17 protein-coding genes and 1 other annotated feature are annotated in these 23,215 nt (G+C 35.6%); of the genes, 15 read left to right on the plus strand and 2 right to left on the minus strand.

Translation table 11 applies throughout. The features are described from left to right. The first annotated feature begins 269 nt into the window (after positions 1-269). Positions 270-2,594, plus strand: a complete 2,325-nt coding sequence (gene lon / locus SLH48_RS01185; RefSeq protein WP_214481500.1) for an endopeptidase La — start codon at positions 270-272, stop codon at positions 2,592-2,594. Further along, entirely contained in the window at positions 2,591-3,175 is a 585-nt protein-coding gene (gene yihA, locus SLH48_RS01190) for a ribosome biogenesis GTP-binding protein YihA/YsxC (protein WP_214481498.1), read from the plus strand. The genes lon and yihA overlap by 4 nt, the downstream gene beginning before the upstream one ends. Before the next feature lie 420 nt (positions 3,176-3,595). Here yihA and SLH48_RS01195 read toward each other — a convergent pair whose 3' ends face one another. Further along, positions 3,596-4,081 (minus strand): LiaI-LiaF-like domain-containing protein, encoded by a 486-nt coding sequence (locus SLH48_RS01195; RefSeq protein WP_214481497.1) that lies wholly within the window; start codon positions 4,079-4,081, stop codon positions 3,596-3,598. Between the two features lie 205 nt (positions 4,082-4,286). Here SLH48_RS01195 and hemA point away from each other — a divergent pair, with 205 nt between their 5' ends. From hemA to ysxE, 8 genes are all read left to right on the plus strand, one after another. Beyond that, positions 4,287-5,627 (plus strand): glutamyl-tRNA reductase, encoded by a 1,341-nt coding sequence (gene hemA / locus SLH48_RS01200; RefSeq protein ID WP_320256741.1) that lies wholly within the window; start codon positions 4,287-4,289, stop codon positions 5,625-5,627. A gap of 14 nt (positions 5,628-5,641) precedes the next feature. After that, positions 5,642-6,463: a cytochrome c biogenesis protein gene (locus SLH48_RS01205; RefSeq protein WP_320256742.1), complete on the plus strand. Its 822-nt coding sequence runs from the start codon at positions 5,642-5,644 to the stop codon at positions 6,461-6,463. Between the two features lie 85 nt (positions 6,464-6,548). Further along, entirely contained in the window at positions 6,549-7,481 is a 933-nt protein-coding gene (gene hemC / locus SLH48_RS01210) for a hydroxymethylbilane synthase (RefSeq protein ID WP_320256743.1), read from the plus strand. Further along, complete coding sequence (locus SLH48_RS01215) at positions 7,481-8,269, plus strand: uroporphyrinogen-III synthase (protein ID WP_320256744.1); 789 nt, start codon at positions 7,481-7,483, stop codon at positions 8,267-8,269. The genes hemC and SLH48_RS01215 overlap by 1 nt, the downstream gene beginning before the upstream one ends. Positions 8,270-8,522: 253 nt before the next feature. Next, positions 8,523-9,503, plus strand: a complete 981-nt coding sequence (hemB, locus tag SLH48_RS01220) for a porphobilinogen synthase (protein ID WP_214481487.1) — start codon at positions 8,523-8,525, stop codon at positions 9,501-9,503. Positions 9,504-9,594: 91 nt separating this feature from the next. Next, entirely contained in the window at positions 9,595-10,884 is a 1,290-nt protein-coding gene (gene hemL / locus SLH48_RS01225) for a glutamate-1-semialdehyde 2,1-aminomutase (protein WP_214481486.1), read from the plus strand. A gap of 160 nt (positions 10,885-11,044) precedes the next feature. After that, positions 11,045-12,109, plus strand: coding sequence for a stage VI sporulation protein D (gene spoVID / locus SLH48_RS01230; protein WP_320256745.1), 1,065 nt, complete (start codon positions 11,045-11,047; stop codon positions 12,107-12,109). Positions 12,110-12,117: 8 nt separating this feature from the next. Beyond that, complete coding sequence (gene ysxE, locus SLH48_RS01235) at positions 12,118-13,155, plus strand: spore coat protein YsxE (RefSeq protein ID WP_320256746.1); 1,038 nt, start codon at positions 12,118-12,120, stop codon at positions 13,153-13,155. Between the two features lie 45 nt (positions 13,156-13,200). On the opposite strand, the gene SLH48_RS01240 is transcribed toward ysxE, so the two are convergent. Beyond that, positions 13,201-13,392: a hypothetical protein gene (locus SLH48_RS01240; RefSeq protein ID WP_214481483.1), complete on the minus strand. Its 192-nt coding sequence runs from the start codon at positions 13,390-13,392 to the stop codon at positions 13,201-13,203. A gap of 511 nt (positions 13,393-13,903) precedes the next feature. After that, positions 13,904-14,152: a binding site (T-box leader), on the plus strand. Between the two features lie 134 nt (positions 14,153-14,286). Here SLH48_RS01240 and SLH48_RS01245 point away from each other — a divergent pair. The 5 genes from SLH48_RS01245 to SLH48_RS01265 all read left to right on the plus strand — a co-directional run bounded on the left by SLH48_RS01245 (position 14,287) and on the right by SLH48_RS01265 (position 22,715). Then, positions 14,287-16,911, plus strand: coding sequence for a valine--tRNA ligase (locus SLH48_RS01245; protein WP_320257141.1), 2,625 nt, complete (start codon positions 14,287-14,289; stop codon positions 16,909-16,911). Positions 16,912-17,245: 334 nt separating this feature from the next. Continuing rightward, positions 17,246-18,550: a folylpolyglutamate synthase/dihydrofolate synthase family protein gene (locus SLH48_RS01250; RefSeq protein WP_320256747.1), complete on the plus strand. Its 1,305-nt coding sequence runs from the start codon at positions 17,246-17,248 to the stop codon at positions 18,548-18,550. Between the two features lie 95 nt (positions 18,551-18,645). Further along, the gene (locus tag SLH48_RS01255; protein WP_320256748.1) at positions 18,646-20,358 is read left to right on the plus strand and encodes a sensor domain-containing diguanylate cyclase; all 1,713 of its coding nucleotides are present in this window, start codon (positions 18,646-18,648) and stop codon (positions 20,356-20,358) included. 255 nt (positions 20,359-20,613) lie between these two features. Beyond that, positions 20,614-21,372 (plus strand): prepilin peptidase, encoded by a 759-nt coding sequence (locus SLH48_RS01260; RefSeq protein ID WP_320256749.1) that lies wholly within the window; start codon positions 20,614-20,616, stop codon positions 21,370-21,372. A 293-nt stretch (positions 21,373-21,665) separates the two neighbouring features. Continuing rightward, entirely contained in the window at positions 21,666-22,715 is a 1,050-nt protein-coding gene (locus SLH48_RS01265; protein WP_320256750.1) for a hypothetical protein, read from the plus strand. Positions 22,716-23,215 lie beyond the last annotated feature (500 nt).

Consider the following 23,215-nt stretch of genomic DNA (forward strand, 5'->3'; position numbering starts at 1 on the left):
TGTCCTAAATTTAGTATCAAGAGGAATAAATAATAAGAAAAGAGAGCCTTTCAAATTTAGTAACAATAACAGCAGGATTTTTGAAATGAGCCATAGTATAAAGTGCCTTGTAAATTAGACTCTTTGAACTGTGGCGCTTTTCAAAAAGCAAAAAACTCACCTTCAATAAATGCAGTGATAGTTGTTTCTATTTTACAAAGGAAAAAATGTACTATACAATAGTTCAATACAAGTATTTAGTGTTTTATATAATTGGAGGTATTTTTCCGATGGGTAAGAATAAACAAATGATCGTTCCCCTCCTGCCTCTCCGAGGAGTATTAATCTATCCGACAATGGTATTGCATCTAGATGTCGGTCGTGATAAATCTGTGAAAGCGCTCGAAAAAGCAATGATGGAAGACCGACATATTTTCTTATCATCGCAAGTAGATGTTTCGATAGAAGAACCAACGATCGATGATCTGTACGAAATGGGGACATTAACCCATGTTAAGCAAATGCTTAAGTTGCCAAATGGTACAATTCGGGTTTTAGTAGAAGGGATTAGTAGAGCTGAAATCGAAAAATATTATGATGAAGGTACTTATCACTCTGCAAAAATTAATACATATGAAGATCCGCAGGTGAAAGGCAATGAAGAAGAAGCGTTGATGAGGACAATGCTACAATTATTTGAGCAATACATAAAACTATCAAAAAAAATATCGGCAGAAACGTTTATGACCGTGTCAGATATTGAAGAGCCAGGGAGAATGGCAGATATCATTGCTTCCCATTTACCGTTAAAGATTAAAGAGAAGCAAGAGATATTGGAAACAACAGATCTTAAAGAACGTCTTCATCAAGTTATTACTATCATTAATAATGAACGTGAAGTTTTAAACTTAGAGAAAAAAATAGGACAAACTGTAAAACGGTCAATGGAACGAACGCAAAAAGAGTACTATCTCCGTGAGCAAATGAAAGCAATACAAAAAGAGCTAGGAGATAAAGAAGGAAAAACTGGTGAAATTGAAAAACTAAAAAGTAAAATACACGAAGCTGGGATGCCTGACCAAGTAAAAGAAACTGCTTTAAAAGAGTTAGATAGATATGAGAAAATACCTGTTAGCTCTGCTGAGAGTGGTGTAATTAGAAATTATATCGATTGGTTAATTATGTTACCTTGGTCTGTTTCTACAGAGGATAGTTTAAATGTCAAAAAAGCTGAAAAGATCTTAAACGATGAGCATTTCGGTCTTGAAAAAGTGAAAGAACGTGTTCTTGAATACTTAGCAGTGCAACAGTTAACGGAATCGTTAAAAGGCCCAATTTTATGCCTGTCCGGTCCTCCTGGGGTAGGTAAAACATCACTGGCTAAGTCTATAGCTAAATCGTTAAATAGAAATTTTGTCCGTATTTCTCTTGGTGGTGTCCGTGATGAATCAGAGATTAGGGGTCACCGAAGAACATATGTAGGGGCGATGCCAGGTAGAATTATTCAAGGTATGAAAAAAGCATCTACTATCAATCCAGTATTTCTATTGGATGAAATTGATAAAATGTCAAGTGATTTTCGTGGGGATCCATCTTCTGCGATGTTAGAAGTACTTGATCCAGAACAAAATCATTCATTTAGTGACCACTATATTGAAGAACCATATGATCTATCTAATGTAGTATTTATTGCTACTGCTAATGATTTATCTACAATTCCAGGACCGCTTCGAGATCGAATGGAAATAATAACGATTGCTGGTTATACTGAAATTGAAAAACTGCATATTGCAAAGGACCATTTATTTCCTAAGCAGTTGAAAGAACATGGTATGAAAAAAGCAGTATTACAAATTAGAGATGATGGCTTACAGAGTGTTATTAGGTATTACACACGTGAAGCAGGCGTCCGTGGATTAGAACGTCAGCTCGCAACAATATGTAGAAAAGCAGCTAAGTTAATTGTTGCAGAAGAACGTAAAAGAGTAATCATTACTGATAAGAATATTGAAGAATTTTTAGGGAAAAAAATATTTCGTTACGGTCAAGCTGAAATAGATGACCAAGTTGGTGTGGCAACTGGGCTTGCATATACTCCTGTTGGAGGAGATACGTTATCAATAGAAGTTTCACTTTCTCCAGGTAAGGGGAAGCTTGTTTTAACAGGGAAACTTGGTGATGTAATGAAAGAATCAGCACAAGCTGCATTCAGTTACATACGATCTAGAGCAGAAGAGCTTCATATTGATCCAAATTTCCATGAAGAGAATGATATCCACATCCATGTCCCTGAAGGTGCAGTACCTAAAGATGGTCCATCAGCAGGAATTACAATGGCAACAGCACTTATTTCTGCTTTAACGGATTATCCTGTTAGTAAAGAAGTAGGTATGACTGGAGAAATTACCCTTCGTGGGAGAGTGCTTCCTATAGGAGGACTAAAAGAAAAAACGTTAAGTGCTCATCGAGCTGGCTTAAGGAAAATTATTGTTCCTAAAGATAATGAAAAAGATATTGATGATATTCCAGAAAGTGTGAGAAATGATTTAACCTTCATACTCGTTTCTCATTTGGATGAAGTCTTGGAACATGCGATTTTAGGAGATACTATATGAAAGTTACAGATGCAGAAATAGTTATTAGTGCGGTGAAGCCAGAACAGTATCCAAATGCAGAAAGGTTTCCAGAATTCGCCTTAGCAGGAAGGTCAAATGTTGGTAAATCTTCCTTTATAAATAAAATGATCCATCGTAAAAATTTAGCTAGAACATCATCAAAACCAGGTAAGACACAAACCTTAAACTTTTATTTACTTAATGAGTCACTATATTTTGTTGACGTACCCGGTTATGGCTATGCAAAAGTGTCTAAGAAGGAACGGGAAGCCTGGGGTAAAATGATCGAGAAGTATCTTACTACACGTGAGCCTTTACGTGCGGTAATTTTATTGATAGATCTTCGTCATCCACCTTCAAACGATGATGTGATTATGTATGACTTTTTAAAACATTATGAAATTCCTACTATTGTAATTGCAACAAAGGCAGATAAAATACCAAAGGGTAAATGGGAAAAACACGCTAAAGTTATTCGTCAGGACCTACAACTCGACCCTAACGATCAGTTAATACTATTTTCATCTGAAACAGGCAAAGGAAAAGTAGAGGCATGGTCAGCTTTAAATAAGTTTATGTAATGATAGATAGTTGCAGTAAGCAGGGGAATATTATACTCTGCTTACTTTTTTGTGTTTAATAATGGTGTGCAATATATTGAGAAGTAAGAACGAAACAACTAGAATTTCATGGCGTCTTTACTGGTAGGAAGTGTTGAGAATAATAAAACCATTGTTAGCACAACAATGGTTACGAAGAGCGTCTGAATATTATTAGCGTGTTAAATTCGAATTGCATATGCTTGAGGGAAAAAGAGACTCCTGTACTTTTCTAGTTGTCAGCACAAGGCTTCAAGGTCGTTTCGCCCTTTCACCCTAAAAGCAACAAGTGCCAAAGTGAAAGAAACTTCGCGTTTGTTCGAAGAGTCAGCATGAAGACAGACATTTGGAATTTGTGTAACATGATTGGGCATACGCCAGCATTTTTCTAATTGTCTAGCCTTAGCCCTTTTGGAAAAATAGAATATATAAACCGATAGCAATAAGAATGAATGGCCAAAAACTTGATATACTTGATGTAGTATTTTCGAGATTGCCAATCCAATTCATAATTTCATTATTAAATAGAAACAATAGAGCTATAAACAATAATAGTAACCCTTGAATCAAGCCTGTTTTTAATTTTGTATACTGTAATAATAATCCTATGGATATAATAAATAATAACATGACAGGATTATCTGGCCAAAAGGGTAAACTAAAGAAATTTTGAAAATGTATACCAAAGCCAAATAAAATAATTCCAGGTAATATATTGTTATATTGCTTAGTTATGTATGCGTGAGCTAGCAAGGCGGTTCCGATGATTAACAGCCAAGTAGGCCATGTGTAAAAACCTGGAGTTATTTTGATGTTTAGTTGTTGAATGAGCAAATAAATCCCAAATCCGATCAGGATTATACTAGAAAAAATGCTCTGTTTCTTCATGAAAACCTCCTTGAATTTAATAGAGCTTACTTGATAAACAAAGCTGTTTTTGATATTCTACACAATGTAGTACGTATTTAATTAATCTTAACATATGTTCATATTGTGTTCACATTTAAAAAAATGACAATATTTCATACATGTTATAATAGATATAGTTTTATGTATATGGGAGAATAGGCATATTAGGGGGTGCAAAGTTACAGTGCATATCATCGTTGTTGGGGTAAATTATAAAACAGCACCTGTCGAAATTCGTGAAAAATTGACTTTTGATGCAAATAGATTACATGAGGCAATGAAAGCTTTGCAAAAGCAAAAGAGTATTTTAGAGAATGTTATTATTTCAACATGTAATCGAACTGAAGTCTATGCTGTTGTTGATCAATTGCATACAGGTCGATACTATATAAAAGCTTTTTTAGCAGATTGGTTTAATTTAGATAAAGATGAGGTATCGCCGTATTTAACGATATTTGAAAGTGATGGTGCGATTGACCACCTATTTAATGTCGCATGTGGCCTAAAGTCGATGGTTTTAGGTGAGACACAAATATTAGGTCAGGTTCGATCAAGTTTTTTATTAGCTCAGGAGGCGCAAACGACTGGTACAATCTTCAACCAGTTATTTAAACAAGTAATCACATTAGCAAAACGTGCGCATTCGGAAACTGAAATTTCTTCAAATGCAATGTCGATCAGCTATGCTGCAGTTGAGCTTGCAAAGAAGATTTTTGGTCAGTTAACAAATAAACATGTGTTAATTTTAGGTGCAGGTAAGATGGGAGAACTAGCTGTCGAAAATCTTCATGGCAATGGTGTAAAACAAGTTACGGTTGTTAATAGAACGATGGAAAAAGCTGAATCCCTAGCCAAGCGCTTTTCAGGACAAGCTAAGTCAATGGAAGATATTCAACAAGCTTTAGTAGAAGCTGATATAATGATAAGTTCGACCGGAGCGAAGGACTATGTTATAAACAAAGCTATGATGGAACAAGTAAAAAAAATGAGAAAAGGTAGACCTATATTTATGGTCGATATTGCTGTTCCGCGCGATTTAGATCCACAGCTTGCAGCGCTTGATAATGTATTTCTATATGATATTGATGATTTAGAGGATATAGTACAAGCTAATTTAGCGGAGCGACAAAAGGCTTCAATACAAATTGAGTTAATGATTGAGTCAGAAATAGTGATGTTTAAACAATGGCTTAATACATTAGGGGTTGTACCTGTTATCTCTGCACTTAGACAACGTGCACTTGAAGTCCAAGCTGAAACGATGAGAAGCATCGATCGTAAACTACCGAACCTTTCAGAACGAGAAAGAAAAGTTATTAATAAACATACAAAGAGCATTGTTAATCAATTGCTAAAAGATCCAATCTTGGGAGCAAAAGAAATAGCTGCGGAAGATAATGCTGAAGAGTCATTACAGCTCTTTATGAAAATATTTAATATTGAAGAAGCGGTAAAGGTTGAGCTAGACAAGCAGCAGGTTCAACAACTTGCGACTGCAAAACAGCTATCTCTTCATAGTTCATAAGTGAGGAGACGAATATGATAGATATATATATGACAAGGCTATACGAGTTTACCGTATGTATATATGCAGTAAGTGTACTGCTATATTTTGTTGACTTTCTTCATAATAACCGGAAGGCTAATAGAGTTGCCTTCTGGTTACTTTCTATTGTTTGGTGTTTACAAACAATTTTTTTGTTTCTGAGAATGATGGAAACAGGGCGCTTTCCTATTTTGACGCTTTTTGAAGGACTCTATTTTTATGCATGGGTATTGATTACGTTATCACTTGTAATTAATCGTCTGTTACGAGTGGACTTTATTGTTTTTTTTACGAACGTTCTAGGCTTTTTTGTAATGGCCTTACATACATTCGCACCTAATCATGAACAATCTGTCGCAGGCGCCGAGCAACTCATGTCAGAATTATTAGTGATTCATATTACAATGACCATATTGTCATATGGAGCATTTACATTATCTTTTATCTTTACAACACTGTATTTGATTCAATATAATTTGCTAAAACAAAAGAGATGGGGAAAACGCTTGCTTCGTATAGAAGACCTCACTAAATTGGATCATATGTCTTATGTGTTAAATGTAATTGGAGTACCAATGCTACTACTAGGGTTAATTTTAGGCTTGATATGGGCTTATATCCAAATTCCTAATTTTCATTGGTATGATGTGAAAGTCCTTGGCTCTTTTACGGTTTTAATTGTATACGGGGTTTATCTATATATGCGTGTGGGTAGGAATTTACAAGGGAAAACACTTGCGACATGGAATGTGGCTTCATTTTTAGTACTTCTTATTAATTTTTTTCTATTTGGAAGTCTATCTAGATTTCATTAATAGTACTGCATTTTAAATAAAACGATAGTGGTTGCTGGAAATATAAATAACCACCTCCACTTTGCTAATGATTTAGGAGGAAATCATGCGAAAAATAATTGTAGGTTCTCGTAAAAGTAAATTAGCGTTAACTCAAACTAATTGGGTAATAGATACGTTAAAGCAATTAGGCGTTCCATTTGAGTTTGAAGTGAAAGAAATTGTTACTAAAGGTGATAAAATTCTTGATGTGACCTTATCAAAGGTTGGCGGAAAAGGGTTGTTTGTTAAAGAAATCGAACAAGCTATGCTTAATAAAGAAATTGATATGGCCGTTCATAGTATGAAGGATATGCCAGCTGTTTTACCAGAACATTTAACGATTGGCTGTATTCCAAAACGTGAGGACCCTAGAGATGTCATAATTTCAAAAGGTCACATTCCTTTTGAAGAGCTTCCGAGTGGAGCAATAATTGGAACAAGTAGTTTACGAAGGGCAGCACAGCTGCTAGCACTTCGCTCCGATATAGAGATTAAATGGATTCGAGGTAATATTGATACTCGCTTAAGGAAATTAGAAAATAACGAATATGATGCAATTGTCTTAGCAGCAGCTGGGTTAGCACGTATGGGGTGGAAAGATGATGTAGTAACTGAATATCTTGAGCCAATAAGTTGTTTACCTGCTGTCGGTCAGGGCTCACTTGGAATTGAGTGTCGCATTGATGATACGGACCTTTTGAATGAACTGGCAAAATTAAATGATAAAGAAACTTCCCGAACTACTGAAGCAGAACGTACATTTCTTGATAAGATGGAAGGTGGCTGTCAAGTTCCAATTGCGGGGTATGCTCAAATTAACCAACATGATGAAATTGTATTACATGCACTCGTAGCATCACCTGATGGCGAAACAATTTTTAAAGAAACGATTACCGGAACAAACCCAGAGGAAGTAGGTATATTAGCTGCTATGAAGCTTACAAAAATGGGTGCCAAAAACCTCATTGATCAAGTGAAAGAGGAGCTTAATCAATAATGGATAATATGTTACCTCTACATAACAAAAGAATAGTTGTGACAAGAGGTAAACAGCAGGCAAAAGGCTTTGCTGAGAAAATTGTAGAACTTGGAGGTATCCCGGTAGAAATTCCGCTAATTTCTATCATCCCTGCAAATTATACACATGAAAACAAGATGGTTGTGAATAAGCTACATGAATATCAATGGCTTATTTTCTCAAGCGCAAATGGCGTACATTTCTTTTTTCAACAATTTCAGGAGCAGCTGGATTGTAACGTATTATTTCCGAAGATTGCTGTAGTAGGAAAAAGAACTTTAGAAGCATTACAACAGTATGGACACGAAGCGTCAGTTGTACCAAAACAGTTTGTACAAGAAAGTTTATTAGAGGCATTATATCCATATTTGAATTCGAGAAATCGAATTTTAAACGTTAGAGGGAATCTTTCACGTGATACGATAAAGTCTCAGTTAATTAATAGCGGATATGATGTAACGGATTTGGTCGTTTATCAAACAATTGAGAACAGCGAGAGTAAACATAAATTATATAGAATGCTCACAAATGGTGACATAGATGTCATCACATTTGCGAGTTCCTCAGCTGTTAAAAACTTTGTATCATTATTAAGTGGGCATTCAATAGCCCACTACATCCGAGGCTGTATAGTCGCTTGTATCGGCCCTATAACGAAAGAAACAGCAACTAATCTTGGTATAACCGTGCATATATGTCCAAAAGAGTATACGCTTGATAGTATGCTGCAAGAGCTTGTTCTGTATTATAACCGAGTGTCAAATTAATAGGCTGTTTTCGCATTAATTGTTGCTTTTCGTACTAAGAGCCAAACACGTACACAACTAGAGTTAGTGGCATCTTTTCTTCTGTACAACAATGACTAACCATGTTAAACCACTTTTTGGTATTAATTGGATGACAATAGCAACATAGTTTACGAAAAGAGCCTTTGAATAACATCTATAAGTGATAAGCAAATTTATTTAACTCGGACTTTTGTGAAAATCATGTGAGTATATGAAAGGAAGGATTTGTTACATGAAAGATATTAATTTTTCCCGTTATCGTAGGCTACGTCAAACAGCTAATGTCCGAAGAATGGTACGTGAAACACATTTACACGTTGAAGATTTCATTTATCCTCTATTTGTGGTAGAAGGGGAAAACCAAAAAAACCCTGTTTCATCGATGCCTGGAGTTTATCAATATTCACTTGATCGTCTTAATGAAGAAGTGGCAGAAGTTGTTGAACTTGGGATACCATCTGTCATTGTCTTCGGGGTACCTAATGAGAAAGATGATGTTGGCTCTCAAGCATATCATGACCATGGAATTGTTCAAGATGCTATACGACAACTTAAAGCATCTTTTCCTGAGCTTGTCGTTATTGCTGATACATGTCTCTGTCAATATACAGATCATGGGCATTGTGGAATTATTCAAGGTGGACAAGTTTTGAATGACCCGTCATTAAATTTACTCGTGAAAACAGCGATAAGCCAGGCAAAAGCTGGGGCTGATATTATTGCTCCTTCAAATATGATGGATGGTTTTGTAGCAGCAATTCGTCAAGGCTTAGATGAAGCGGGCTATGAGTATATTCCAATGATGTCTTATGGTGTAAAGTATGCATCTGCTTTCTATGGCCCTTTTAGAGATGCAGCTCATGGTGCGCCACAGTTTGGGGATCGTAAAACATATCAAATGGACCCAGCAAACCGTTTGGAAGCACTTCGTGAAGCTCAATCTGACGTAGAAGAAGGAGCAGACTTTCTCATAGTCAAACCAGCTCTTTCATATTTAGACATTATCAGAGATATGCAAAACAATATTAACATCCCAATTGTAGCTTATAACGTTAGCGGCGAGTATTCGATGATTAAAGCAGCAGCACAAAATGGTTGGTTGAATGAACAAGAAGTCGTTTTAGAAAAACTGACTAGTATGAAGCGAGCTGGAGTTGATCTAATCATAACCTACTTTGCTAAAGATGCAGCCCGTTGGTTAACTGAGAAGTAAACATGTTGAGAAACACTTATACGTCAGGGAATGTAGATACTTTATTACCCCTGAGTAACACCCTTGATTATTTATAGGAAGGTGTCTAATTATGCGAAGCTATCAAAAGTCAATTGAAGCGTTTGAAAAAGCACAACAACTTATGCCAGGTGGAGTGAATAGTCCTGTTCGTGCATTTAAATCTGTTGATATGAACCCGATCTTTATGAAAAAGGGGAAAGGGTCAAAAATATACGATATCGACGGAAATGAATATATAGATTATGTTTTGTCATGGGGACCACTTATTCATGGACATGCAAATGAAAGAGTCGTAGAAGCAATTAAAAAAGTAACTGAAGATGGCACAAGCTTTGGAGCACCTTCATTAATTGAAAATGATCTTGCCCAGCTTGTTATTGATCGCGTACCATCCATTGAAGTAATTAGAATGGTTAGCTCAGGTACAGAGGCAACAATGAGTGCTCTTCGTTTAGCCCGAGGTTATACTTCTCGCAATAAAATAATGAAGTTTGAAGGTTGTTATCATGGACACGGAGATTCATTATTAATTAAGGCTGGATCAGGAGTTGCAACACTCGGCTTACCTGACAGTCCTGGTGTGCCAGAGGGTATTGCAAAAAATACTATTACAGTTCCTTATAACGATCTTAATAGTGTCAAATATGCTTTTGAGCAATTTGGTGATGATATTGCTGGCGTTATCGTTGAACCTGTTGCTGGTAATATGGGGGTTGTACCACCTCAGGAGGGCTTTCTAGAAGGGTTAAGGGAAATTACTGAAGAGTATGGTTCATTATTAATCTTTGATGAAGTTATGTCAGGATTTAGAGTTGCGTATCATTGTGCACAAGGGTATTTTGGTGTTATCCCAGATATTACATGCCTAGGAAAAGTTATTGGGGGTGGCCTTCCAGTAGGTGCATACGGTGGAAAAGCGGAAATAATGAACCAGATCGCTCCGAGTGGACCGATTTATCAAGCTGGTACACTGTCCGGTAACCCACTTGCAATGACAGCTGGTTATGAAACATTGATCCAATTAACACCAGAATCATATGCACAATTTGAACAAAAAGCAGATCTTTTAGAGGAAGGTCTTTCAGCAGCAGCACGTAAATATGAAATTCCACATACAATCAATCGTGCTGGTTCAATGATCGGCTTCTTCTTTACAGATGAAGAAGTAACAAATTATGAAATGGCAAAAAAATCTAATTTAGCTTATTTTGCAACATTTTATCAAGCTATGTCTGAACAAGGTGTCTTTTTGCCACCATCTCAGTTTGAAGGACTATTTTTATCAACAGCTCATTCACATGAAGATATTCAACATACAATTCACAGTGCGGAAAAAGCTTTTTCAAAGCTTAAATCTTAAGTAAATGAACATAGAAAAAGAAGGTGTAGATAAAGTGTACCATCAACTTTATCTACACCTTTTTCATGTTTTATCAACGTTTTATACATAAATGATCAATTTCATTCATAAATCTGTAATGTCATAGTAAAAATGGTACTTGTTTGAAAGGAGGAGTAAGGTGACACAAGAAGAGCAATCGTCGCTGCGATTTTCAATTGAAGAGTCGGTATGGTTTCAAAAGGGACAGGAAGTCTCAGAACTTTTATCAATTTCTTTAGATCCTGATATTATGATTGAAGAGCATGATCAATATATTACAATTCGTGGTTCGCTTCAGCTATCAGGTGAATACAGAATAGATGAAAATGCTGTACATGAAGACGTCAGAGAGTTTCCTGGAAGGGTTGTTAATACTATTATTACACGAGAAGATGGTGTAAGTGAGCTAAAGCATGTTTTTCCTGTTGATATAACAATTCCGAAGACTCGAATTGATCGTATGGATGACGTGTATATTTCAATCAATTCATTTGACTATGAAATTCCTCAAACAAGGTGTTTAGAAGTGTTTGCAGATCTTTCTATAAGTGGAATATATGATCATCACCAATCTGAGGTTATAAGAGAAGGTGAGTATTATGAGGAAATCATTGAGCATGAAGAGGGACAGGAAGGGACCGAACGAGTAGAAGTAAATGATGTCGATTCAATGGGAAATGTAAAAGATGGAGAAGATGTGGTGCATGTTGGAATTGAAGAAGACTTGTATGATCCATTCGAAGTTGAAGTCAGAAAACAAGTAGAAGAAGATGTTTTAGATTCAGCAGAAAGTGCTGAAAGTAATGTACCAAATGTAGATGTATATAGCCCTCAGGTTGAATTAAAAGGTAGAGAAGAAACTGATTTAGTATTAAACTTTGAAAGGCACAGTGAAGAACGTAATGAGGTTCAAACAAAGGAAATAAAGGTCAGAGAAGAAGCGATGATAGGGGACGAATCTGAAGCAAAACGTGATGAGAATGCACTATATTTAACCAAGATATTTGGCAAAGAGGAGCATGAAAGCGATTTTTCACAAGTGAAAATGTGTTTTGTTCAACAAGGTGATTCCGTGCAAACCATATCAGAAAGATATGATGTATCTGTTCAACAGCTTTTACGAGTAAATCATCTCGAACAAGAACATGACATTTATGAAGGTCAAATATTATATATACCTATCTACATCGATAGCAAAGTTTAGTAATTAACATGACTACGAAAAATGAGGGTCATGATAAAACAGCAACAGTATTAAATTATCATAGTCCTATCCTAGCTAAATATGGAATAATACCCGATCAGGTTGAGCAGATTGGAAAGAAGCTTGTCAAAGTACATTCCAAGTCAGGAACGTTCGCATTGAAGAGATTGGATGGTAAATATCAAGACGGTTCATTTATTAAGACAATGCAATCTTTATTCGAACGTGGATTTACGAATATTATTCCTATTTATCGAACTAACAATGGAAACTTTCTTGTACACTTCGACAATAATTGTTTTTATTTAATGCCATGGTTTCAACATGAAAATCGTCAAGGTTTCTTTCAGCAAATGATGCGAGAATTAGCGAGACTTCATTATATGACATCGAAGGACATAGTGTATACGAATAATCAAATAGCAAAATCATATAATGATATAAAAGCATCATGGAGAACTCAAAGGGTCTTTTTGGAAAGGTATATGGAAGTGTGTGAAAGTAAATGGTATATGTCACCATTTGAATTGCAGTTTGTTACGTATTTTCACGAAATCATGCAAGCTATTCATTTTGCTGAACGAAATCTAGATCAATGGTTTGAAATGACCGAACAAAAAAAGCATTCTCGAGTTTCAATCGTACACGGGAATGTTTCACCTGAACACGTCGTAAGCAACGATAAAGGGAAAGGTTATTTTATTAACTTTGAAAGGTCATCTATCGCTTCTCCTGTATATGATCTAGTTACATTAATACACCGGACATTAAAAACGTACCCAGTGAATAACCATGAATGTGTAGAGTGGATTCAGCATTATCAACAATTTAACTCATTAAAGGAAGAAGAACGTTTTTTGCTATACAGTTACGGTTCATATCCTGAACAATTATATAATATTGTTCGAAAACATTTAGCAAGTTCAACAAATAACAATGAGCTTCAGAGTACTGAACAATTACTACGGGCATATTGGCAAATGAAAAACATTGAGTTTGTTATAATGCAGTTAATTGACGGAGAAAAAATGACTAGTAACGAATAAAAAGAATCCCATATATAACATATCATATGTTGTATATGGGATTTTTTATATCCAATTGAATTCAAATGCTACTGCAATAACGACTAACAAAGCAAGTATAAACACATCAAACGTAGTTGGAAAAAAGATGGTACGAAGTAATTGAAAGACCGCAATAGGAATGATCATTTGTCCACAAATATCGCGAAGCTGACGCGCCCATGGTGGAAGTGAAAAAGGTGTGTATTTCCGTCTCATCGTTAGCCTCCTTACATTTAAGCTAGTGATTTTCACAGCTACACTTTTCTTATGGCTGTTTTCGAATTTTTAGTTGTTTTTCGTGCTAACATATAACTATGCAAACAACTAGGATTTAATGGACATATTAGTATTGTAAATCACAAGAGTATTTCGGAAATTTCAACAAAGTTTATGAAAAGAGCCTTTCATATAGATGAGGTTTTAGGGAATTGTAGCGGTTTAAAGAGGAGAAAACACTTGGAGCAATCAGTAGTATATTTTAAGTCCATGATCACCTCAACTGAAAACAGCCTTTACAATAAATACTCGTAAATAAACATATATTAAAGTATGCCATCATCAATGAAATAGTGCATTCACCCATCTAATTTGCTAACTAATGAATAACTTTTAAAAAAATTGGTTAAGATGATTGACGACAAAAACAATTTTTCGGTAGTATATAGAATATAAATATGATACTATTGACAAACATATAAGAGATGCGTTCATGTTCATTGAACAATATCTAAATGCGTAGACAGGGAAGAGTACAATAGGTAGCTCCTTCAGAGAGAGAAATTTATAGCTGAGAAATTTCTTAGGATCGCTATTATTCGAAAGTCACCCTTAAGCTGCTTCTTTGAAAGATCGATGTGTCAATTAGAAGAAGCCGGATGCAACCGTTATTTGTTTAAGCGCTTAAACTTCATTGTGTAATAATGTAGTTTAAGAATTAAGGTGGAACCGCGGAAAATAAACTCCTTTCGTCCTTTTTTGGATGGAGGAGTTTTTATTTTTTAGTTAGGTTTTGCTTTTCGCAATTGATTGGCGTTTTTCGAACGTTGCGTTGCTATTTTAATTTTCTTAAGTTATTAGTCAGGAGGAACTAACATGGAAACAAATGAACAAATGCTATCGACAAAATACGATCCAAATAAAGTTGAAAAAAATCGATATAAGTTTTGGCTTGAAGGAAAATATTTTGAGGCAACTGGAGATAGTGAAAAAGAACCTTATACAATTGTAATACCCCCACCAAATGTAACAGGCAAGCTACATTTAGGTCATGCTTGGGATACAACATTACAAGATATATTGACGCGTATGAAACGCATGCAAGGGTTGGATGTTCTTTGGTTACCTGGAATGGATCACGCTGGTATTGCTACTCAAGCAAAGGTCGAAGCAAAGCTACGTGAACAAGGAACATCTAGATATGATTTAGGAAGAGAAAAATTTGTTGAGGAAACGTGGAAGTGGAAAGAGGAGTACGCTAGTCATATTCGTCAGCAGTGGTCAAAGCTTGGCTTGGGTCTAGATTATTCACGCGAGCGTTTTACACTTGATGAAGGGCTTTCTAAAGCTGTTCGTGAAGTTTTCGTAACATTGTACAAAAAAGGTCTTATTTACCGTGGAGAGTATATCATTAACTGGGACCCACAAACGAAGACAGCCCTGTCAGACATTGAAGTGATTCATAAAGATGTGCAAGGTGCATTTTATCATATGCGTTATCCACTAACGGACGGTTCAGGGCATATCGAAATTGCTACAACACGACCTGAGACGATGCTTGGAGATACTGCTATTGCAGTTCATCCAAAGGATGAGCGCTATAAGCATTTGATTGGAAAAACAGCTAAACTACCAATAATAGGAAGAGAGCTAAAGATCGTAGGTGACGACTATGTTGATATGGAGTTCGGATCTGGAGCAGTAAAAATTACTCCAGCCCATGATCCAAATGACTTCGAAATTGGTAACCGTCATAATCTTGAAAGAGTTCTTGTTATGAATGAAGACGGAACGATGAATAACAATGCTGGTAAATACCAAGGGATGGATCGCTTTGAATGTCGTAAGCAAATTGTGAAAGATTTAGAAGAGCAAGGAGTACTCTTTAAGATTGAGGAGCATATGCATTCAGTAGGTCATAGTGAACGAAGTGGAGCTGTAGTTGAGCCATATTTGTCAACACAATGGTTTGTAAAAATGCAGCCATTAGCTGATGAAGCGATCAAGTTACAGCAAACAGGTGATAAGGTGAATTTTGTTCCTGATCGCTTTGAAAAAACGTATTTACGTTGGATGGAAAATATTCGTGATTGGTGTATTTCTCGTCAATTGTGGTGGGGACACCGTATTCCTGCTTGGTACCATAAGGAGACAGGTGAAGTGTATGTAGATCATGAACCACCAGCTGACGTTGAAAATTGGGAACAAGATACTGATGTATTAGATACTTGGTTCAGTTCAGCGCTTTGGCCATTTTCAACGATGGGATGGCCTGATGAATCTTCATTGGATTACAATCGTTATTACCCATCGAATGTTCTCGTTACTGGTTATGATATTATTTTCTTCTGGGTGTCAAGAATGATATTCCAAGCTCTCGAGTTTACTGAGAAACGTCCTTTTGATGATGTATTAATACATGGACTTGTACGTGCTTCGGATGGAAGAAAAATGAGTAAATCTTTAGGAAATGGTGTAGATCCAATGGATGTCATCGACCAATATGGTGCTGATTCCTTACGTTACTTCCTGGCAACAGGTAGCTCTCCAGGTCAAGATTTACGTTATAGCACGGAGAAGGTTGAAGCTACTTGGAACTTTGCTAATAAAATATGGAATGCATCGCGATTCGTAATAATGAATTTAGATGGCCTTAAGTATGAAGAAATAGACTTAACAGGAGAGAAGTCAGTAGCAGATCAATGGATATTAACAAGACTTAATGAGACAATTGAAAAGGTTACTACTTTAGCAGATAAATATGAATTTGGTGAAGTTGGTCGTGTGTTATACAACTTCATTTGGGATGATTTCTGTGATTGGTATATAGAAATGGCTAAGCTCCCATTATATGGGGATGATGTCAAGGCAAAGAAATCGACACGAAGTGTATTGGCATATGTGTTAGATAATACTCTACGCTTATTACATCCGTTTATGCCTTTTATTACCGAGGAAATTTGGCAAAATCTACCTCATGAAGGTGACTCCATAACAGTTGCTAAGTGGCCGCAGGTTCGTTCAGAACTTTCAAACGAACAAGCTGCAAATGATATGCACTTACTCGTTGATATTATTCGATCAGTCCGCAATGTTCGAGCTGAAGTGAATACACCAATGAGTAAGAAGATTAAGCTCCACATTAATGCAAAAGATGAGAATGTAGCTACTCGTCTAGAAGACAATCGTTCATATATCGATAGATTCTGTAATCCAAGTGAATTAATGATCGGTGTAGGATTACAACCACCTGCTAAGTCTATGACAGCGGTAGTAACGGGTGCAGAATTAATTCTACCACTTGAAGGCTTAATTAATATTGAAGAAGAAGTACAACGTCTGCAAAAAGAATTGGAAAAGCTGAATAAAGAAGTAGACCGTGTACAAAAGAAATTAAGTAATGAAGGTTTCGTCAACAAAGCTCCAGAAAAAGTAATTGCTGAAGAACGTGCAAAGGAACAGGATTATGTTGAAAAACGTGAAACAGTTCGTGCTCGTATCGCGGAACTGAAAGGATAATACATTAATAAAGAGCGGATTCATGTGAAAGGCATGATGAATGAGGAGCATTTTCTAAAGATTATTCAAAATTCATTTGTAGACAAATGAATGATGGATAGACTAAAATATAACACGAACCCGAGAGGGTTCGTGTTTTTTGAATATAACAAAGCTGCAGTGTTTGCGACGGATAGTCAAAGAGCTGCACTTTTCTATAATCTAGATCCTTTAAGTCCTAGATATGATTTAGGCATTAAAATAAGCTTTTAATAGATCACACAGAGCTTTAGATTGGCAGGGAATATTAGAGGGGCAAGAGCTTCACGTTAATTGTTACTAAGGAGGAGTTTTTATGGTAGTTACATATAAGGAAGCTATAGATTGGATTCATTCACGACTTCGTTTAGGTATGAAGCCAGGACTAAAAAGAATGGAGTGGATGATGGAGCGTTTGGCTCATCCTGAACAACATATTAAAACAATTCATGTTGCTGGGACAAATGGTAAAGGTTCGACGGTATGTTATTTGCGAACAATTTTACAAGAGGCAGGCTACAACATAGGTACTTTTACATCACCTTACATTGAACAATTTAATGAACGTATTAGCATCAATGGTGTTCCAATTCATGATGAGGAAATCGTAAGTTTAGTTAATGAGATTAAACCCTTAGCAGAACAGTTAGAACATACTGAGTTAGGTTCGCCTACCGAATTTGAAGTAATCACTGCGATGGCATTAGTTTATTTTGCAAAAACAAAGCAAGTTGACCTCGTAATCTTTGAAACAGGTCTAGGAGGTAGGTTAGATTCTACGAATGTTATTGACCCATTGTTTTCCATTATTACGAATATCGGGTTTGATCATACTGCTATTCTTGGCGAGACAGTTGAAGAAATTGCATATGAAAAAAGTGGAATTATAAAGCCAGACTCACCAGTGATTACTTCGGTTGAACAGGAAGAAGCCTTACAAGTCATTTTAGCAAAAGCACAGTCTACAAATTCTCAAGTATATCAATATAACCTCGATTTTACTATTGCTAATTATCAATCAACAAAAAGCGGTGAATCATTCTCAATTAAGACTCCTTTTTTAACAATAAATGATCTCAACTCTAAGATGAAAGGTGCTCATCAAGTGAAAAATGCGGCTCTAGCAATTATGGCAGCCGTATATTTGAAAACACATTTTTCAATGACCATAGAAGAAGTCCATATTCGCGATGGAATAAAGAACGCATTTTGGGCTGGTCGTTTTGAATCGCTAATGGCAGAACCGATGGTTATCATTGATGGTGCACATAACCCAGAGGGAGTTCAAGCCTTATGTAAAACGCTTAACGATCACTTTAACGATAAGAAGATACATATCATATTTTCTGCATTAGCAGATAAACACATTGGAGATATGCTTAACCCTTTAGCTGATATTGCTGAACGACTTACATGTACTTCGTTCGATTTTCCTAGGTCTTTATCAGCAAGAGAATTGTATGATCAATGTAGTAGAAGTAATAAGGATTACGAGGAAGATTGGAAAGTAGTTATAAATGAAAAGCTTAACTCCATCCCTAAAGATGACGTTCTTATTATCACAGGTTCACTATATTTTATATCAGAAGTACGATTACATATATTAGGATGTTTGTCGTAGTATTTTCATATTACATATGACTTTTGTCTGAAAATTTGGTAAAATATAGACGATAAATGATTAAATATGAAATATGTAGTAGAGGAGGACGATATTTGAAATCTAAAAACATATTATGGGTATATTGGGCTATATATACACCTTTAGTTTTATACTTAGTATTTTCAAATACGAGTCCTTTATTATATGAGAATGCTCAGGATATTCTTTTATTTTTAATATTAATGATTATTGTTTGCTTTTTTCCTATTATTGTTAATGAAACGCCGATATTTTTTGGCCAAGCTGTGTTATTAGCTGTGTTTTTATCGTTTGGGTTATTTGTAGAGATGGTATTAATGCAGCTTTCTATCGTCGTACTTCTATTAAGGTTACGTATTAGCAAGAGCGAATTATATCGTTACCCATTAAATTCAATCATGTTCGTATCAATTTCTATCATAGGAGGCCTAGTATATTATAGCCTAGGAGGCGCTCATGGTGCTGAAATAGTCAATTTAACTCAGTCAGCCATACCAATAATAGGTTATTTGGTAACTATTTTTATTTCAAACCAACTGTTTTTAGCAATAATTGATTATGTAAAATTCAAAAGAAAAATGAAAAAGTCACTGTTAAGTCGAGACATGCTATGGGAAGTTATAACCACTTGTATTCTTATCCCTTTTGGACTTATTTTATTTTTATTATATGAACAACTAGGTATCCATGCATTAATTTATACAGGCTTACCATTTATATGTATCGTAACTATGATTCAACTCTATAATTCAAGTCGAAAAGTCAATGATTATTTACAACGTGCTAGTGAAATAGGTCATCAACTGGCAGAACAGCTAAAAGTAAAACAAGTAATAGATTTATTTTTAGAGAAGCTCACCATGATGTTTCCTGTAGATTTAGCATATATTTTAGATGTGGTAAATGATGATACTCTCAATTTAATTAGGTATTTTGAATGTTCTGAGGAAAAAAAGCTCACAATCCCTCCATTACAAAAATATGAAGGGATTGCTGGAGAGGTTTGGGCTTCTAAGAAACCAGTTATCTATCATTCTCGTAACAGCTGGAAATCGGTTATGAATGGCTGTTTACCACCAACGGTAGAAAGTGTTATGGCTGTCCCTGTTGTGCGAAACCAAACTGTTGTTTCTGTCATTGTTTTAGCCTCCCATAAGAAGCGGGCATATAAAAAATATCAGTTAATGCTAGTAGATTTATTAGGATCTTATTTGGCTGTAGCGATTGAAAATGCGCGTCATTACGAAGAAGCTAAGCATAAAAGTGAACATGATGGTTTAACAAAAATATATAACTATCAATATTTTGAAGTCTTATTAAGTCAAGAAATGGATGTATTATCAAAAAAAGATTGGTACAAGTCGCTATCCATCATCTTAATTGATATAGACCATTTTAAAGCGGTGAACGATACTTATGGTCATCAAAGCGGAAATGACATTCTTCGTGATACTGCTATGCTGTTAACAGAGATTGTAGGGAATGAAGGAACTGTTGCACGCTATGGAGGAGAAGAATTCATTATTCTATTACCTCTCTACGACCGTCAATCAGCGTTTTCTTTGGCGGAGGACATTCGGAAAAAGATCGCATCAAGACCATTTTATATTACTGGGAATTTATCTGATAAGAAAGTCCAACAAGTTAAAATTACTGCCAGTATAGGAATTGCTACCTCTCCTTACGATGGAGAAAATCCAATAGAGCTCATTCGTACAGCTGATAGAGCGATGTATACAGGAGCGAAGCAAGCAGGAAGAAATAAAGTAGCCGTGCTTGCACAATAATTTTCATTATCAAGGAAAATTCCATAATCGATTACTTTGTTGATTGGTGTTTATTTTAAAAATAGTAATCCTGATATCATTTCATCTATCAAATGAAGATAGTAATAAAAAAACTAGTTGTTGTACTCAGGTTTATCGGAAAATAACAACAAAGTAAACATAGAGAACCCTCCAGCCACTGTAATTAATGAGTTGTAGCTTAGCATATGAGTTCAGAAGAAACTGGTCAAAATATATGTAGATGGAGCTAATCATATGGTATATGTGTATCTATATATTTTTTTATTTTCACTAATTCTCGGCTCTTTTTTCAATGTTATTGGCCTACGTGTTCCAAAGGGGGAGTCGATTGTTGCTCCTCGCTCTGCTTGTCTTAACTGCAAGAGACAGCTTACATCACTTGAGCTTATCCCTGTCTTCTCATTTATCATTCAAGGAGGGAAATGTCGTAAATGTAAATCACCTATTTCCCCTCTTTACCCTTTTGTTGAATTAATGACTGCAATTCTTATAACAATTTCCCCATTGATATTAGGTTGGTCGATGGAATTATTAGTTTGTTGGACAATGATTTCGATGTTGATGATCCTCTTTGTTTCAGATATTACTTTCATGCTAATACCAAACAAAGTTTTGTTATTTTTCACAGTTGTGTTTGTGATTGAACGCATTTTCCTTCCGTTAACACCGTGGTGGGATGCCATCATAGGCGCGCTTATTTCGTTTTGTTTACTAAGCCTTATTTCAATAATAAGCAGAGGAGGAATAGGTGGTGGAGATATTAAACTGTTTAGTCTTCTAGGGGTCGTCCTTGGCTCTAAAGGGGTGTTGTTAGCATTTTTTTGTTCAACATTATTTGGTGCTTTGTATGGGTTATTGGGGATGTTGTTAAGCAGGCTAAATCGGAAAATTCCCATTCCATTTGTCCCGTTTATTTTGCTTGGAACAATCATTAGTTATTATTTTAGTGAAATAATAATATCGTGGTATGTTAACAAGATGATTGTTATTTAATATTTATGCTCCTTTCGTGATCTTTGTTGCTATGGTTATCATGGTTTTAGAATGTAAGTCATCATTATAAATAAGAAAGGATGCCCCGAATTCTAGTTGTGTACGTGTTAATTCCTTAATACGAAAAACAACAATCAATGTGAAAACGGGCAATATTAAATTAGAGCCAAAAAAGCAACTAAGAAATTTGACGAAAACCTTTAATATTAAGACGACAAAAGTCTTGTGTTTTTTTTGAAGCCCTATGCTACCATTGGAGCAAGCTAAGAAATGTGACACTAGGTGGTGAAAGTGTGGACGAGCAAAAAGAACAGATATCAATTAAAATTAACGGAAAAGAGCAAAATGGGGTTCAAAGAAAAAAAAAGAACCTGTCTGTCGGGAAGAAACAAGTAGCTACAACAAAAGATCAAGGTGAAGAGGAATTTTTGTGGGTATTACCTGATAAACAACAAAACAATATTGAGCATAAAGATATAGTGTCAATCGAAGACTTGCGTCATAAAGGAAATAGCGATACATCGAGGCGTAAATTAAGATTCCCTAAAATAAACCATAAATTTCCGTATTCATCAAAAAACTTTTTGATGTCCATACTATTGGCAATTGTCATTGGAATTGGGTTAGGCTTATTAATGTTACAATTAATTTCTGACGAGCAGCCAAAACAGGCACTAGAAGAAAATATGCCATTGGAAGACTCAGTTGATTTATCAGATGCTACCAATTCGAACCAGGCTTCTAGTACTACTCAAATAGATATTTTTGAACCTCTCGTTGTACAAGTTGTTCAAGGAGGAGCTTTTTCTCAAGAATCTTCTGGACAGGAATATCAACAGCAATTATCAAGTAATGGAATCCCATCGATCCTAATAAAAAGCGCGGACAATTATTCTTTGTTTATTGGGCTTAGCAATACACAGGCATCTATTGACTCTCTTAGTCAACTTTTTACTGATAGAGGATTAGAGACGTATAACAAGCAATTTGTCATTGAGGGTGGAACAATTACTACTAGTAATGATGAAGAAAAGAATTATATTGGACTAAGCAGACAGTTTTATGAAAGTCTTATTGAGTCATCAGCTATATTACTTTCTGGAAAGTCATTAAATGAAGAAGTGTGGAATAGTTTAGAGCAAAACTATTTGATGATTTCTCAGCTAGATTTGAATACATTGTCAACCTTAATACAGCAGCATGCTAAGGAACTAACCACAGCAGTTCAACAACTGAAAACCTATAGGCAAAACGGTGACCGTACATCCATAATGAATAGTCAGCAAGCTTTACTGAATATTCTCGTATTATACGATGAGATGATTGTGAAAAGCAGCAATTAATGCGAAAGCAGTCATCATAAAAAATAAAGTTCATATGGCAGTTAGCTAAAAGGGAATTGAGCAAAGGTCAATTACCCTTTTCAGATTTCCATCCTATGTGCTTTGTTTTCTCACTTTTGAATTTTAGGTTTTATGCTTCAGTTTATTACTTACAATTGTTTTATTATTTTTCACTCTAGCTGATAAGAGGCATATTTTTATTTTTACAAGGTCCGTTTATATGTATAAAGTAAGTGTACTTTGACTTCATGGTCCGGTATGAGCCTTCATTGCATTTCTCCTTAAGTGTTAAATCTTTATATTTATATGGAACGTTGATCGTTCACTTCCAATGATTCATAGGCAATGAGTCTACTGATTGTTGAATATATACCCTTTTTTGGACAACATTGCTCTCTGAAAGGACAAACCACACAATCCTTTGTATAGCTGCATATACTTTATATAGTTGTATATGACCATCTTGCGACCCTTTCTATTATCTATTTCCTACCTAAAAA

Origin of the sequence: Cytobacillus sp. IB215316, from assembly GCF_033963865.1 — a bacterium.
Lineage (GTDB): Bacteria > Bacillota > Bacilli > Bacillales > SM2101 > Nanhaiella > Nanhaiella sioensis.

Bases quoted from the DNA above. Each gene is read 5' to 3' on its own strand.
- lon (WP_214481500.1), top strand. From the start codon at position 270: ATGGGTAAGAATAAACAAATGATCGTTCCCCTCCTGCCTCTCCGAGGA.
- yihA (WP_214481498.1), top strand. From the start codon at position 2,591: ATGAAAGTTACAGATGCAGAAATAGTTATTAGTGCGGTGAAGCCAGAA.
- SLH48_RS01195 (WP_214481497.1), bottom strand. From the start codon at position 4,081: ATGAAGAAACAGAGCATTTTTTCTAGTATAATCCTGATCGGATTTGGG.
- SLH48_RS01205 (WP_320256742.1), top strand. From the start codon at position 5,642: ATGATAGATATATATATGACAAGGCTATACGAGTTTACCGTATGTATA.
- hemC (WP_320256743.1), top strand. From the start codon at position 6,549: ATGCGAAAAATAATTGTAGGTTCTCGTAAAAGTAAATTAGCGTTAACT.
- SLH48_RS01215 (WP_320256744.1), top strand. From the start codon at position 7,481: ATGGATAATATGTTACCTCTACATAACAAAAGAATAGTTGTGACAAGA.
- hemB (WP_214481487.1), top strand. From the start codon at position 8,523: ATGAAAGATATTAATTTTTCCCGTTATCGTAGGCTACGTCAAACAGCT.
- hemL (WP_214481486.1), top strand. From the start codon at position 9,595: ATGCGAAGCTATCAAAAGTCAATTGAAGCGTTTGAAAAAGCACAACAA.
- ysxE (WP_320256746.1), top strand. From the start codon at position 12,118: ATGACTACGAAAAATGAGGGTCATGATAAAACAGCAACAGTATTAAAT.
- SLH48_RS01240 (WP_214481483.1), bottom strand. From the start codon at position 13,392: ATGAGACGGAAATACACACCTTTTTCACTTCCACCATGGGCGCGTCAG.
- SLH48_RS01245 (WP_320257141.1), top strand. From the start codon at position 14,287: ATGCTATCGACAAAATACGATCCAAATAAAGTTGAAAAAAATCGATAT.
- SLH48_RS01250 (WP_320256747.1), top strand. From the start codon at position 17,246: ATGGTAGTTACATATAAGGAAGCTATAGATTGGATTCATTCACGACTT.
- SLH48_RS01260 (WP_320256749.1), top strand. From the start codon at position 20,614: ATGGTATATGTGTATCTATATATTTTTTTATTTTCACTAATTCTCGGC.